At 38.6% G+C, this 14,842-nt stretch carries 18 protein-coding genes; 8 read left to right on the forward strand and 10 right to left on the reverse strand.

What is annotated here, in order from left to right:
* Positions 1-11: 11 nt before the first annotated feature.
* The 5 genes from lepA to rpoE all read right to left on the reverse strand — a co-directional run bounded on the left by lepA (position 12) and on the right by rpoE (position 4,699).
* Positions 12-1,799 (reverse strand): translation elongation factor 4, encoded by a 1,788-nt coding sequence (lepA, locus tag L656_RS0107695; protein ID WP_024598753.1) that lies wholly within the window; start codon positions 1,797-1,799, stop codon positions 12-14.
* A 275-nt stretch (positions 1,800-2,074) separates the two neighbouring features.
* Positions 2,075-2,524 carry a SoxR reducing system RseC family protein gene (locus tag L656_RS0107700; RefSeq protein ID WP_024598754.1) on the reverse strand — a complete coding sequence of 150 codons (450 nt, stop codon included), beginning with the start codon at positions 2,522-2,524 and terminating at the stop codon, positions 2,075-2,077.
* A gap of 19 nt (positions 2,525-2,543) precedes the next feature.
* Positions 2,544-3,494, reverse strand: coding sequence for a MucB/RseB C-terminal domain-containing protein (locus L656_RS0107705; RefSeq protein ID WP_024598755.1), 951 nt, complete (start codon positions 3,492-3,494; stop codon positions 2,544-2,546).
* Positions 3,495-3,498: 4 nt separating this feature from the next.
* Positions 3,499-4,116, reverse strand: coding sequence for a sigma-E factor negative regulatory protein (locus L656_RS0107710; RefSeq protein WP_024598756.1), 618 nt, complete (start codon positions 4,114-4,116; stop codon positions 3,499-3,501).
* A gap of 1 nt (position 4,117) precedes the next feature.
* Positions 4,118-4,699: an RNA polymerase sigma factor RpoE gene (gene rpoE, locus L656_RS0107715; RefSeq protein ID WP_002958721.1), complete on the reverse strand. Its 582-nt coding sequence runs from the start codon at positions 4,697-4,699 to the stop codon at positions 4,118-4,120.
* A gap of 246 nt (positions 4,700-4,945) precedes the next feature.
* On the opposite strand from rpoE, the gene nadB reads away from it, so the two are divergent.
* The gene (gene nadB / locus L656_RS0107720; RefSeq protein WP_024598757.1) at positions 4,946-6,556 is read left to right on the forward strand and encodes an L-aspartate oxidase; all 1,611 of its coding nucleotides are present in this window, start codon (positions 4,946-4,948) and stop codon (positions 6,554-6,556) included.
* Here the strand turns inward: nadB and L656_RS0107725 are convergent.
* A complete protein-coding gene (locus L656_RS0107725) occupies positions 6,531-6,887 on the reverse strand; it encodes a hypothetical protein (protein ID WP_024598758.1) in 357 nt (118 codons plus the stop codon). The genes nadB and L656_RS0107725 overlap by 26 nt on opposite strands.
* Before the next feature lie 55 nt (positions 6,888-6,942).
* Positions 6,943-7,194 (reverse strand): FAD assembly factor SdhE, encoded by a 252-nt coding sequence (locus L656_RS0107730; protein ID WP_024598759.1) that lies wholly within the window; start codon positions 7,192-7,194, stop codon positions 6,943-6,945.
* A gap of 164 nt (positions 7,195-7,358) precedes the next feature.
* On the opposite strand from L656_RS0107730, the gene ygfZ reads away from it, so the two are divergent.
* Complete coding sequence (gene ygfZ, locus L656_RS0107735; protein WP_024598760.1) at positions 7,359-8,270, forward strand: CAF17-like 4Fe-4S cluster assembly/insertion protein YgfZ; 912 nt, start codon at positions 7,359-7,361, stop codon at positions 8,268-8,270.
* 12 nt (positions 8,271-8,282) lie between these two features.
* The gene (locus L656_RS0107740; RefSeq protein ID WP_007581704.1) at positions 8,283-8,768 is read left to right on the forward strand and encodes an FKBP-type peptidyl-prolyl cis-trans isomerase; all 486 of its coding nucleotides are present in this window, start codon (positions 8,283-8,285) and stop codon (positions 8,766-8,768) included.
* Positions 8,769-8,811: 43 nt separating this feature from the next.
* Here the strand turns inward: L656_RS0107740 and L656_RS0107745 are convergent, their stop codons facing one another.
* The 3 genes from L656_RS0107745 to L656_RS0107755 are packed head-to-tail and all read right to left on the reverse strand — an operon-like array spanning position 8,812 to position 10,495.
* Complete coding sequence (locus tag L656_RS0107745; protein ID WP_024598761.1) at positions 8,812-9,294, reverse strand: hypothetical protein; 483 nt, start codon at positions 9,292-9,294, stop codon at positions 8,812-8,814.
* A gap of 25 nt (positions 9,295-9,319) precedes the next feature.
* On the reverse strand, positions 9,320-10,132 hold the full coding sequence (locus L656_RS0107750) for a DUF481 domain-containing protein (protein ID WP_024598762.1): 813 nt from the start codon (positions 10,130-10,132) through the stop codon (positions 9,320-9,322).
* A 42-nt stretch (positions 10,133-10,174) separates the two neighbouring features.
* Positions 10,175-10,495, reverse strand: coding sequence for an HI1450 family dsDNA-mimic protein (locus L656_RS0107755; RefSeq protein WP_007581697.1), 321 nt, complete (start codon positions 10,493-10,495; stop codon positions 10,175-10,177).
* A gap of 368 nt (positions 10,496-10,863) precedes the next feature.
* Here L656_RS0107755 and L656_RS0107760 point away from each other — a divergent pair, with 368 nt between their 5' ends.
* From L656_RS0107760 to L656_RS0107780, 5 genes are all read left to right on the forward strand, one after another.
* A complete protein-coding gene (locus L656_RS0107760; RefSeq protein ID WP_024598763.1) occupies positions 10,864-11,655 on the forward strand; it encodes a crotonase/enoyl-CoA hydratase family protein in 792 nt (263 codons plus the stop codon).
* A gap of 71 nt (positions 11,656-11,726) precedes the next feature.
* Complete coding sequence (locus L656_RS0107765; RefSeq protein ID WP_024598764.1) at positions 11,727-12,080, forward strand: CidA/LrgA family protein; 354 nt, start codon at positions 11,727-11,729, stop codon at positions 12,078-12,080.
* Complete coding sequence (locus L656_RS0107770) at positions 12,073-12,816, forward strand: LrgB family protein (protein WP_024598765.1); 744 nt, start codon at positions 12,073-12,075, stop codon at positions 12,814-12,816. The genes L656_RS0107765 and L656_RS0107770 overlap by 8 nt, the downstream gene beginning before the upstream one ends.
* Before the next feature lie 38 nt (positions 12,817-12,854).
* Positions 12,855-13,691, forward strand: a complete 837-nt coding sequence (locus tag L656_RS0107775) for a mechanosensitive ion channel family protein (RefSeq protein ID WP_024598766.1) — start codon at positions 12,855-12,857, stop codon at positions 13,689-13,691.
* Between the two features lie 162 nt (positions 13,692-13,853).
* Positions 13,854-14,842, forward strand: a 989-nt coding sequence (locus tag L656_RS0107780; RefSeq protein ID WP_024598767.1) for an nSTAND1 domain-containing NTPase, incomplete at its 3' end; no start/stop codon positions are given.

Consider the following 14,842-nt stretch of genomic DNA (forward strand, 5'->3'; position numbering starts at 1 on the left):
ATCCTTTGTTTTTATTTACCAACTTTTAAAATAGCTAAAAACGCTTCTTGAGGCACTTCAACATTACCTACTTGCTTCATACGTTTTTTACCATCTTTTTGCTTTTTAAGTAGCTTTTTCTTACGACTCACATCGCCACCGTAACACTTAGCAATTACGTTTTTACGTAACTGTTTTACCGTAGTACGTGCAATAACGTGTTGTCCAATCGCTGCTTGAATCGCAATATCAAACATTTGACGTGGAATAAGCTCTTTTAATGCATCAGCTAACTGGCGACCACGAGACTGCGCACCATCTCTATGAACAATAATCGCAAGTGCATCAACACGCTCACTATTGATTAAAATATCAACACGCACCATATCTGATGTTTGAAAGTGTTTAAAGTTATAATCAAGCGATGCAAAACCACGGCTTGTTGATTTTAATTTATCAAAAAAGTCCATTACCACTTCAGCCATAGGTAGCTCGTACGTAACAGCTACTTGCTTTCCGTGATAAGTCATTTTTGTTTGGCTACCGCGTTTTTCAATACACAAAGTAATAACATTACCTAAGTATTCTTGTGGTACCAAAATATTAGCTTCAACAATCGGCTCACGAATTTCTAAAATATCGTTTACTGCAGGTAAATCAGACGGGTTATCAATCTGGAATGTACCTTCTTTAGTAACTATCTCATAGATTACCGTAGGTGCCGTTGTAATTAAATCAATATCGTATTCACGCTCTAAACGCTCTTGAATGATTTCCATGTGTAGCATACCTAAAAAGCCACAGCGGAAACCAAAACCTAGTGCAGTTGAATTCTCTGGTTCAAAGAATAACGACGCATCGTTTAAGCTTAATTTATTAAGTGCATCACGGAACGATTCATACTCATCTGATGCAATTGGAAACATACCTGCATAAACCTGTGGCTTAATTTTTTGAAAACCAGGTAAACGAAGTGGAGCAGCATTTTTTTGATGAGTAATAGTATCGCCAACTGGTGCACCATGTATCTCTTTAATGCCAGCAATAACAAAGCCTACTTCACCTGTTCTTAAAATACCGGTATTAGTTTGCTTAGGTGTAAACACACCTACTTGGTCAGCTGTATGTATATGCTCGTTCGACATTATTTTTATTTTGTCGCCTGTGCGTAACTCACCGTGTTTAATACGCACAAGTGATACAACACCTTGGTATGGGTCAAACCAAGAATCGATAATAAGCGCTTGTAAAGGTGCGTCTTTGTCGCCTACTGGCGGTGGAACATCTCTAACAATCATTTCGAGTACTTCGGCAATACCTACACCCGTTTTAGCGCTACATTGCACTGCATCAAGGGCATCAATACCAATAATTTCTTCAATTTCTTCTGCAACGCGCAAAGGATCTGCTTGCGGTAAATCGATTTTGTTAAGTACTGGAATTACTTCTAATTCCATTTCAATAGCGGTGTAACAGTTAGCTAATGTTTGTGCTTCAACGCCTTGGCCTGCATCAACAACGAGTAGCGCACCTTCACATGCGGCTAAAGAACGCGATACTTCATACGTAAAATCAACGTGCCCTGGAGTATCGATGAAATTAAGTTGATAAGTTTCACCATCGTTCGCTTTGTAATTCAACGTTACACTTTGCGCTTTAATGGTAATACCACGTTCGCGCTCAATATCCATTGAATCCAAAACTTGTTTTTGCATTTCACGGTCGGTTAAACCGCCACAAACTTGGATCAAACGATCTGAAAGGGTCGATTTACCATGGTCAATATGGGCGATGATCGAAAAATTACGGATATGCTTCATAAACTGGATTCTATACTTCTATTTTAATGGACTAAATATGAATACCTAAGTGACTTGAAAATACTTACTTTAGGATGCCATAAGCTCAGCTTGTAAATTACAGACTTCACTCACGCTTTTTAAGATCGGTTACAATTATTTTATTTATTAAATAACAATAAGTTATGCTTTCTTAACTTAAATAACCCAACTAGATAAAATAATTTTAAAAACCACTATTCCCTGTATTTCCAAGTTACTTTGGTATAAAACGGCAATTTTACATTTAATTGGCGTCAATCACCATCTATTTGAGTTAAAGGGATACTAATTGGGTGAATTTTTATAACTTTTATATCGTGCTTTAGCGATCTCACGCGAGTTTTAGCTATAAAAAAGCCAGTAACACCACCTAAAGCTGCAGCTAAAATTTGCCAAGCTTCGGAAGCCATAAACAATTGCGCTGCAATCAGTGCAAAAACCAAACTTAGAAGGAGCGGAAGCATGTATACCGCAAATGCATGCTTAACGACGTGACTATCGTCAAGTGACAAGGTTACCTTTTGTCCTACTTCAACAGAGGATTCAAATTTATAAGGGAAGGTTTTTTTTGCAGTGCCAAACAGCTTACCAAACACTTGTGAGCCGCAACGACCATTGCAGCCTTCACATGCTTGTTTTTGTTGTGCTTCTAAATGAGCAATGTGGCCATCGAGGGCCACAACAGTGAGGGTTTGTTCAATCATAACAATCCTTACGAATCGTTTATAATGCGCGGGTAACTGACTCAGCAATCGCTTTTGCGGTCATACTCGGTACATTACCAACAACCGATACATCAAAATTACCGCCATTATGCACATATACTGTCGTTGCACCAGAGGTTAGTGCACCACTTAAACGCTTACCCGGCAATGGACGCTGAATAAATACCGAAATTTCAACAAAACCATCAGAGAACAAGTAATAGTCTGTTAATTCGTTATTTAAATCGAGCTTATGTCTGTCTGATTTTAGTAATTCAAAGCCATCTGGTAACCAACTGATTTGCCAATTAGTAGCAGTACTATCTTCATTTACAAGTGCATCGTTTGGTAACGGCGTTGGAAAGTTTCGATTGAGCACTTCAAGTAACATACCTGCTGGCTGCTCTGTCACACTAATATGAGTAAGCTGTAACTGCTCTAAAGCTTCACCTTCGTGGTTAACGTAAGCGGCTTTTAGTAACAACGACGATTCCATATCCAGCCAAATCCAATAATTATATTTATACTCGTCTTTAGATTCTATGCGAACTAGTTGTGCAGCACGCCCTGCAATACGACCTTTACCACCTAGTACAAAATCATAGTGCGCGCTTAAGCGATCTATATCTTTAAAAAGTACTTCAGGGATTGGACCAGCTATTGAATCTGTTTTTAGGGAATATGGTTCTGACTGAGGTTCAAAATAAGTAACTTGGTTGTCAATACGGACCATTTCAAGCCCAGCACCGTTAAGTAAACTTAAATGCTCAAGTTCTGTGTCACCTTGTAAAGCATGCACCCATCGGTAGGGTTCCATTGTTTTACCTTTGACAACCACAAACGAAGCGTCAAAATTACGGGTGTGAACGGCATTAGCCATTTTTAGTAATAAATCTTTGGCAGGATTTGTGTCGTTAGCAAATGCATTAAAGCTTACTACCAACGACAGAACAAAAGTGATTACTTTCATTTAATTAGTTTTTTTCCTCAGACGCTTTGGTATTAGTTTGCGCTGTTTCTAAAGAATTCGCAACTCGTGCTTGGCGTTGATGCTCAAGAACTAATGCACCGATACGTTGTTGCTGTAATTCACGTAAACCTTGCTCTGCATTTTCAAGCGCAGGCTCAGATGAGTAACTTACTGGCGATGCCATACCTGTCAGCGGTGTGGTTTGTAGTAATGGAATTTCGCTTTGTTGCTCGTTGTTACTTTGAGGTAACGTATTAACGCCTACAATAGCAAACATTGCCACACTGGCTGCAATTGCTAGTTGAGCAACTGGCTTGCGCCAATTAAAAGCCACTACTTTACTATCTTGTACCGTTTCAGTGATTGCTTGAGGCTGTGTTTTTGACTGACTAAAGTCAGCATAAACAGGCTCGCTTTCTAGTGCTAATGCAACGCGATCGCTAATATCAATATGTATGTCGTTATTATTTTTTTGAGCACGCATCGCATCACCAATTAACGCATAACGGCCAAACGTAGTTACATCTTGCTCTGCAATTTTTGCATCAGTCAGATGTTGCTCGCCATCAAGTAATGCCGATAACGCTTCGTTATCTAACTTGTTAAGGTGTGCTTTTGTCATACTAAGACTCGCCTATTAATGGGTTTAATTTGTTATCTATTGCTTCACGGGCACGAAATATACGCGAACGCACAGTCCCGACCGGGCAATCCATTACCACTGCTATTTCTTCATAGCTCATCCCTTCAATTTCTCTAAGGGTGATTGCGGTTTTAAGATCTTCAGGCAAACTATCAATCGTATTAAAAATAACAGCGCGTACTTCTTCGCTTAAAAGTAGGTTTTCAGGAGATGCATTAGATCGCATTGAATCTGCACAATCATAAAACTCGGCATCTTCGGCGTCTATATCATTTGCTGGCGGCTTACGCCCCTGGGCTACTAAGTAATTTTTAGCACAATTAACGGCAATACGGTATAACCACGTGTAAAAGGCGCTGTCACCTCTAAAGTTAGGAAGTGCACGGTAAGCTTTAATAAAAGCCTCTTGTGCTACATCAGCAATATCGCCTTGGTTTGATACATAACGTGAGATCAAACCTGCAATTTTGTTTTGATACTTCTTTACTAATAGGTTGAAGGCGTTTTTATCTCCTTGCTGGACCCTTTTTACTAGCACTAAATCTAATTCCTGCTCGCTCATTCGAGCCGGTACTCCTATGTCTGATTTTTGCTTGTTATTCATATTGTCGTCATTGTTCACAAATACTCTGACCTCTTTATGAATAAAAAGTTCTGCTTAATATTATTTTTTTATAAAATAGATGATAAATAACGGCGCTAAGCCTTTAAAATCACTACGTAGTAGTATGACAAATATGGTACAACTACAGATATTAAAAACAAATATTGCTCTATATGAGCATTGTAACCGCAAAGTACCTCTGACATGAACCAAAATAAACATCACATTGCAGATGTCGCTATTATAGGTAGCGGCGCAGCAGGCTTATCACTTGCATTATCTCTCGCTAATTATTGTAACGTTACCGTGATCAGTAAAGGAGCGCTTACAGAAGGTTCTACTTTATATGCTCAAGGTGGTATAGCAGCTGTATTTGATAAACAAAACGACAGCATAGAATCTCATGTTGAAGATACACTCGATGCGGGCGGCGGTTTATGTGACAGAGACGCTGTTCATTATACTGCCAGCAATGCTCACGATTGCCTACAGTGGTTAATCGACCAAGGTGTTCCCTTTGATATGGAGTTTGATAGCAAAGGAAAAGAGCGTTTTCATTTAACACGTGAAGGCGGTCACAGCCATCGTCGTATTTTGCATGCAGCCGATGCTACTGGTAAAGCGGTGCAGACCACACTTATTAGCCAAGTTAAAATTCATAAGAACATAACGCTCCTAGAACAATACAATGCCATTGATTTAATTACAGATAAAAGCGCCGGAAAAACAGGCTCACATATTGAAGGTATGTATGTGTGGAACAAAAAAGCTAAAAAGGTAGAAACCATTTCAGCTAAATTTGTTGCCCTTGCCACTGGTGGCGCGAGCAAAGTGTATTTGTATACATCTAACCCGGATGTATCAAGTGGTGATGGCATTGCAATGGCATGGCGAGCTGGCTGTAAAGTTGCCAATATGGAGTTTAATCAATTTCATCCAACAAGCCTTTATCATCCAGAGCTACAAAACTTTTTAATTACAGAAGCTATGCGCGGTGAAGGGGCTTATTTAAAACGACCTGATGGTACTCGTTTTATGAAAGACTTTGACAGCCGTGAAGAACTCGCTCCACGCGATATAGTGGCACGCGCAATCGATTTTGAAATGAAGCGTTTAGGTGCTAATTGTGTTTATTTAGATATTAGCCACAAAGATAAAGACTTTATTATTGAGCACTTTCCTACTATTTACGCAAAATGCCTAAGTGTAGGGCTTGATATAACAAAAGAAGCAATCCCAGTTGTACCTGCTGCACATTACACTTGTGGTGGCGTAATGACCGACTTTAACGGTAAAACTGATCTCGATAACTTATATGCAGTTGGCGAAGTCGCTTACACAGGCCTACATGGTGCAAACCGTATGGCAAGTAATTCTCTATTAGAATGTATTGTGTTTGCCCACGCCGCAGCTAAAGATATTTTAAGTAAAATTGAACAAGCACCAGAGCCAATGGCTCTACCTCATTGGGATGAAAGCCGTGTTAGTAACTCTGATGAAGAAATAGTTATTACCCATAACTGGCATGAACTACGTTTATTTATGTGGGATTATGTAGGTATTGTACGCTCTACTAAACGCTTAGAACGTGCACTGCATAGAGTTGAGTTGCTACAGCAAGAAATACACGATTATTATGCAAACTTTAGAGTAAGTAATAACTTGCTTGAGCTTCGTAACTTAGTACAAGTGTCAGAACTCATTATCAGAAGTGCAATGGAGCGAAAAGAAAGCAGAGGCCTACATTATACTATTGATTACCCAGAACAAAATGAAAACCCAACACCGACTATTTTGACTCCTCAGCGCAACTAATCGCGCTTAAAGTAGCACGTTTTAAACGCGCATAGCTTTGTTTGTTAACACCATTGGCTGAAATTATTAGCCAATGGTTGTCACTAAAACCCTTAATATGCAGCCAAATGCTATTGCCATAAAAGCGGCTTTTTTTACTAATTTCACCCTGGATTTTTAAGCTCCCGCCCTCAAACCTAAATAGCTTAGGCTCTAATATTATAACGCCATCGGTTGGATGAATCGCTAACACTTTTTGCCAAACTACAAAACCAGCGGTCACATTCATTACTAAGCAAAAAATAATGGCTAATACTGAACTTAAAAATAGGCATAATATTAAACCGAGCATACAAAAAAAGACCACAATAGGTTTGTGGTCAGCTTTATTATTTGTAACCGTAAACCTATACACGAACTCGGTCTAAGATAAGCTGAACCATGCTATTTAGTTGCTCATCTTTACACTCTTGATGGCCCATAAACCATGCAAATAAATCAGGATCTTCTTCTGTGAGCAAACGCTGAAAGATAGCTTGCTGCTCTGCGTTTAAAGAGTCGTATGCTTCTTCTACAAACGGCATAAACAAAACATCTAGCTCTAACATGCCACGACGACAGGCCCAACGAATACGTGCTTTACTATGAATTTCAACCATTTTAAACCTCATACTTAATTGACTTAAGTTTAACAAACACAAGCCTATTTAGCAGCTATTAATCTCTTATTAAACAATAAACCCGCACCAATAAGCGCTTGTCTGTACCATACGTAACAACTGCGTTATTATGTCACTTCATTTATATTGCAAAGAAGGTTTTTATGTCGAGCGTTTATGCATGTCCGTTATCTCATCAACTTATTAGCCTCTCAGGCGCTGATAAATTATCTTATTTACACGGGCAAATCACTCAAGATCTAAATAAATTAACCAGCAGTAATTATTTGTGGGCTGGCCATTGCAGCGCTAAAGGTAAACTTTGGGGCGTATTTAAATTATTTTCTTATCAAGACAGCTACTACCTTACAGGCAGCGAAAACGAAGTAGAAAAATCGTTAGCCGAGCTAAAAAAGTATGCCGTATTTGCAAAAGTTGACATTAGTGCATGCACAAAGCGATTAATTGGTCTCATTGGTGATGATTTATCGGATGTACTCGCACAACTTGATATTAACTTTGAAGGTGATGCGAGCGCGTGTGACTTTGAAAACGGGAAAGCACTAAAATTAGCTGATAACCGTGTTTTATTAATGGTTGATAGTCAGTTTAGTATGCCTGATGACGTATCTACACTTGATAACGAAGCTCCTTGGCAACAAGCATCTATGCTTGCAGGTGAACCTCAGTTAAGTGCAGATGCAATTGGCGAGTATGTTCCTCAAATGGTAAACCTACATGCTATTGGCGGTATAAGCTTTAAAAAAGGGTGTTATACCGGTCAAGAAACTGTGGCTCGCATGAAGTACCTAGGTAAAAATAAGCGTGCAATGTATATAGTCTCAGGTCAAAGCGAAGGGATACTTTCAGAGCCTGATTTGGAAACCCAATTAGGCGAAAACTGGCGCCGTGCGGGTAAACTTATTGCACAAAGCTTTAATGAACAAACAAAAAAATTAACCGGCCTTGTTGTGTTGCCAAACGATACTGATGTAACTCAGGTACTTCGTGCAAAACACACACCTCAGGTGGAGCTAAGCATTCTGCCTCTACCCTACTCTCTTGAAGATGAATAAATAGGAATGACTATGATCGTTGCGGCAAACAAAGTGGTAAAAATGCATTATTCGGTAATGGATAATGATGGCAATAGCATTGATAATTCGTTCGGTGGTGAGCCACTACACTTTATCATTGGCACAGGCTACTTAATTTCAGGCCTAGAAAATGCTTTGCAAGGCAAACAACCAGGCGACACACTTAGCGTAAAAGTTGAACCTGATGAAGGTTATGGCGAACGCCACGATAACCTAATGCAAGCTGTACCTAAGTCGATGTTTGAAGGTATGGAAATTGAAGTCGGCATGCAATTTCGTGCATCAACAGACGATGGTGACCAATCAGTAATGATCATCGATATCCAAGATGAAGAAGTTATTGTAGATGGTAATAACCCACTTGCAGGCATAACACTTAACTTTGATGTAGAGATACTAGAAGTACGTGATGCAACCGAAGAAGAACTTACTCATGGTCATGTACATGGTGAAGGTGGGTGTGGTCACGACCACTAATACACTGTTATACCAATTAAAAAAAGCGCCTAAGGCGCTTTTTTTATATCATATTGTTGCGCTTAACTGTTTCAGTTTTTGCCTTACTAGGCAGCGCGATTGATACATTCTTTTCTTTTAAAGCGGCTAGTAAACCTTTTTGATCGTTTGTGCCAACTCGATACAAAGTGCCATCTTTAAGCGTTAGCTGTATTGCACTAAAGCCAGATACTGTATACACCCAACCATCGTGAGTAATTCGCATACCAATACCATGTCTGTAAGAGTTTTGAACTGCCTTAGCTTCTACTACTTCGCCAAGCTCAATGCTTTGCCCTGCAACGCCTGGGCCAAACGCCCAGCTAATTTTTTTATCATCTACTTTTACTGTTAGACCATGGAACAAAAAGCCCACCAGCACTAAAATCCCAGTAAATATCATTAAAGGTCCATCAGCGCCTAACAAGTTCCATGCAAGCGCTACAAAACTGCCTATCCACGCTAATACAAAAAAGATAAACACCGCATACTGTTTATGCTGATACATAATATTCTCTAAATTAAATAAATACTTAAAAGCTGTACACCAATGTAGCACTCAGCTCTGAGTCAAACTTGAGTTTATCATCTTCGGGTTTTGAATTATAACGATACATATAGGTAAATTTGAGTGATACCGCGCCAATCACTTGGCTTATCAGTGCGGTTTCCGATTTTAAGCGAGAATTAAGACCTGAAAGCGACTGCTCTATACTCACATCTTGATTAAAACGAGTACGCTTAGAAACCAAACGTTCCCACTGCATTGCAACACGTACTAAATAACCGGTTTTATTGATTTCATCTTCGCTCACATCCGAATCTTCATCAGCTACTGAACGATATAAACCAGGTCCTATATCAATATCTACTTTGTTTTTAGAACCTTGATATACACGCGCACCGTAGCCTGTCGCCACCGTACTTTTAAAATCAAGTCCACTAAACTCATCTTCTTCGTAATCGCCGTAAATAAAAAATGAAGAGTTTTTAACACCTACTTTATAGTTACCTTGCGCTGATACAAAAATACGATTAGCTGTCACATCAGTGCCACCGCTTTCGTCGTTCTCATCGCGCTTATAAAGAGAGTCTATTTTGAATTGGTTACGCCACTTTTCAAAGTCTTGATATAAATTACCTTTGAGCTTAAAACTGGTCGAATTGGTGTTACCTTTGCTTAGAATAAAGCCAAATTCGGTATCGCCGTAAAACATTTCACCTTTGTGTAACTCATGAATTTCTTCATCAGAGAGCTTGCCATATTCATGAAAATCTTCAAATGGATCAACGGCCCAACTTGGGCAGCTAATTATTAAAAAAATTAAAAATAAATACTTACGCACAACACTCTCTCTGCACACAATTATAAAAATAAGCAGTATTGCTTATTCAGTTTCTTTCCATAAAATATGACAAAACGGAGCATCTTTATCACGACTAATCAAAATTTTAGCAAACAAAACATCATCATTTTCAAATTCTAAACCAACCAAGACCTGAATAAAGTGCTCTGGCTCTATTTCAAGGGCTACAAAGTCTTGCCACTGATCATCTGGCTCGTCTTCTTCAATGAAGCCTAGGTCTTCTCTAAACTCATTAAAGTCTTCAACATCTTTTTCACTCAAGTTATTTGGCGCTAACTCTAAAAAAATATCATAAGCTTGGTGAGTTGCTTCTTCTACCGTATATAAACGTGGACCCGACATATGTGCTTAACCTTAAGCTTTTAAGTTGGACTATATTATCAAATCTCATCATCATTTTGATAAAAAAAAGCCTAAAACACTGACTTTTTTGTAACCGAGTCATGCTTTATTCAGCATACAACTAAAACAACAAATAACAATTTATCTAACCTATTGAATATAAAGATTACTTTTTATAATTTAAGTTTAAAATAACAACGTGAAGAATTTTATTATCTCAAGTTCTAATTATTTAGCTTTTTCTCATCTAAAACCAATTTATTAAGACTACAGCTTTAGCAATAAATTCCATTTATTTAAGAAATACCGTCACTTTACTTAATTCCTATAACAACATAAGCTCAAGCAACAGGTCAGAGGAGTGTGTAATGATAAAACTAGAAAAACAAAATGGCATTGCAACTGTCACGCTTAGCAGAGCAAAAAAACAAAATGCATTAAGCTTTGAAATGTTTGTAGAGCTAAACAAAGCCATTAAAAATATAAAAAGAGATCGCAGTATTCGTGCTGTGGTAATAAAAGGCGATGGCGAGCATTTTTGTGCAGGCCTTGATATATCTGCAGTAATGGCTACACCAATGAACATAGTGAAATTATTGCTTAAATGGTTACCTGGCAATCAAAATTTAGCGCAAAAAGTAGTATTAGGCTGGCAGTCACTGAGTGTGCCCGTTATTGCACAAATTGATGGCAACTGTTTAGGGGGGGGTTTGCAAATAGCGTTGGGGGCAGATTACAGAGTTGTTCATATTGATGCCAAACTTGCCATTATGGAAGCGCGTTGGGGATTGTGCCCCGATATGGGAGCGAATGTAATGATGAGCGGTTTAGTTAAACGCGACCAAGCACTTTGGCTTGCAAGCCACGCAAACCCAATCACTGCACAACAAGCAAATGAGCTAGGTTTGGTTACTAAACTTACCGATGATACCCAGCAAGCAACGCAAAACATGCTCGATACATTACTTGAGCGTTCACCAGATACGCTTGCTGCTATTAAACGTGTTACACAACTTAGCTACAAACCAAACCAACGAAAAATACTCGCTAAAGAAACCTTCAGCCAAATTCGCTTATTGCTAAACCCAAACACTAAAAAAGCAATTGCTAAAGCAAAAGGAAAAGCGGATATAACCTACGCAAATACAAAGCACTGGTAGACTATTGCACAATGCATAATAGAGTTTGATTTGTTAAAGTTAAGCTCTTATCTTTTCTGTGAGCCACTTTGATGAAATATCTGCTCAGTAGCGCTATTATTTTACTATGTTTGGCCTTAGCTAAACTCATTATGCATTTTATTGGTGGAAGCTTTCCTGCACCATTACTTGCGATGGTTATTCTATTAGTTTTACTCTTATCTGGTATTGTGAAAGAGCAACACGTAAAACCATGCGCCTCCCCTATTTTAAATATTATGCCTATATTTTTCATTCCTGCGGGCGTGGGATTTATTGAACACCTCGGCCTTATAAAATCACACTGGGCATTTTTAGTCTCAGTTGTGGTGCTAGTCCCTATAACTACCTTGTTGCTTGTTAGCAGTGTAATTGCGTACTTTAAGGGAAAAGAAAATAATGAATAATTTTACTTTTTCTACAATATCAGAGCTACAGCCTAATTTATGGTGGCTAAGTATTCCTTTCATTATTGTATTATTTTTAGCACTAAGGGCCGTAAACCAAAGTATAAAAAACAGCGTATTTAAATCGCTCACTAACCCCGTATTTTTAAGTATTAGTATTATCGCTTTATTACTAATTAACCTAAATTTGCCTTATACGCAATTTGCCTCGCACAGTAAATTACTAAGCTGGTTATTAGAGCCCGCGATTGTGGCTTTAGCACTTCCGCTATATCAACAGTTTACACACGTACGAAAAAACCTATTACTCATAGTCGCAACATGTAGTTTAGGGATTGTTAATGCAACCGTGGTAGCATTTTTACTAAGCATACTATTTAATGCGCCTGCGCAGCTAAGTGCATCTGTTGCCGCTCTCAGTGTTACAACCCCAATATCTTTAATTGTTACCGACTCATTAGGCGGTATTAGCTCTCTTGCTGCGGCTTTAGTTATTTTTATTGGTTTACTAGGCGCTTTATTTGGCTTTATGCTTTTTAAACTCATTAATATTTTTAATCACGAATCTCAAGGTGTTGCAATGGGCACAGCTTGTCATGCAATTGGGACTGCTGCTGCTATTGCTGAGCATCCAAAAGTAGGCGCTTACTCCTCAGTTGCAATGGCGCTAAGTGCTTTATTAACAGCAATTATAGTGCCGCTGTTATATCCATTTTTAGTCAACATTTTGCTATAGTTGGAAAAATACAACATAGCCCTAACATAGAGCGCTTTATGATCAGTTCTGAAATCGAACAGTTTGAAAAATATTACACCATGCTTACTGAGTATATGGTTACCTACAGTATGCAAATTGTTGGCGCTATTTTTATCGTCCTCATTGGTTTGTGGATAGCACAAAAGCTTGCCAAATTTGTAGCCGCGTTAATGACCCGCCATAACGTTGACATTACGCTTACTAACTTTGTCAGTAGCGTGGTAAAAGTACTGCTAATTGTAATGGTTATAATTATTGCACTTGGCAAAATAGGTATCAGCGTTACGCCATTTGTAGCAGCCATTGGTGCTGCATCTTTAGGTGCTGGTTTAGCGCTGCAAGGCATGCTTTCTAACTATGGTGCGGGTCTAGCCATTATAGCCACTCGGCCTTTTGTTGTTGGTGATACTATCGAAGTTAAAAATGTAAGCGGCCAAGTTAAAACAATTGAGCTTGGCTACACCATTTTAATTAATGAAGAAAAAGTAGAAATTACCATTCCAAATAAGCACATAGTAGGTGAAATACTTCATAACTCATTTAGTTACTCATTGGTCAAAGGTGAAATAGACATAGCTTATAGTGCTTGCTCTGATAACGCGATTAGCCTTATTGAAGACGTACTTAAAGCCCATGAATTAGTCGCGCAAAATCCATTATCACAAGTGGGTATTGAACGCTTTGCTGATAGCGGCGTAACTATTAGTTACAGGTATTGGGTACCTACAACTAAAATTATCGAAACCAAGTTGGCTATTAACGGTGGTGTTTATAAAGCAATTAATAATGCGGATATTGAAATCCCATTCCCTCAACGCGTAGTTACCATAAATAAAAGCGATATAGAGTCATAAAACTCAGTGGGTAACTCAATATTGAATTACCCACATCAATAAACCACTTTTACTGCGTAAAAACGCTTTATCTGTTTGTTATTTTATCTGTAATATAAAGACTTGGTTAAAAAAGTCGGCAAATCACTCGCTTTAATTACATAATAACAATAATGAGCCATTATGAATCGCAGCCCTTTTTATTTAGGTGATTGGCAAGTCAATCCCCAGTCAAATACTCTTCAGCGTGCAGAAAAAACTAAACAGTTAGAACCAAAAGCCATGGATGTATTAGTCCATCTGTGCTTACAAAAAGGCGAAATTGTTACGAGTGACGAGCTATTAGATCAATGCTGGAAAAATGTTGAGATAGGCGATAACCCGCTGCATAAAATAATTACGCAGTTACGAAAAACCCTTGGAGACAAAGCAAGTGAGCCCACCTACATAGAAACTATTCGAAAGCGTGGTTACCGCGTTATTGCAAAACTTGAGTTTCCTTTAGCTGAAGACATAAAAACAACTGAAAACACATGGCAAGGTGGCTCTCCTTTTTTAGGATTAAGCGCCTACAATCCAAGTGATACACACCTATTTTTTGGCCGTAATCAATCTATAGAAACGTTACTCAATAGAATATCGAGCCAAGTTAAATTTGGTCGTGCATTTTGCTTAATACTCGGTCCTAGTGGCACGGGTAAATCATCACTTGTTAATGCGGGTATATTGCCTAAATTACTTGATGAGCGAGGCTATAATGGCATTGGGGTTATTTCTTATAGTCAACTCGACTTTGCAGATGTTCATAAAAATAGACTTTTTCTAGATTTAGCTTCCGTACTGCTTGATTGGGATATAAACGCCCAGCCTGTGTTTGAAGGATTAAGCGCGCAAACACTTGCAGAACAGCTAGAATTGGCAATCGATGGCGTAATTAACGCCATACAAGTTGCACTTAGCAAAGCCTCTACACAACTTAAAACACCACAGTTATTTTTATTTATTGATCGCTTAGAAGTACTACTTTCTTCACCTATATTTAGTAGCGAAACACGCAGCCATTTTTTATCGGTTATTGAGCGCTTAGCAACCTCTAAAACAGTGATTGTATTTAGTGCGTGTCGTAACGACTTTTACCCTTTAGTGGTTGAACAACCCAGCCTAATGGCAGG

The organism is Pseudoalteromonas sp. TAE56 (assembly GCF_000497955.1).
GTDB lineage: Bacteria > Pseudomonadota > Gammaproteobacteria > Enterobacterales > Alteromonadaceae > Pseudoalteromonas.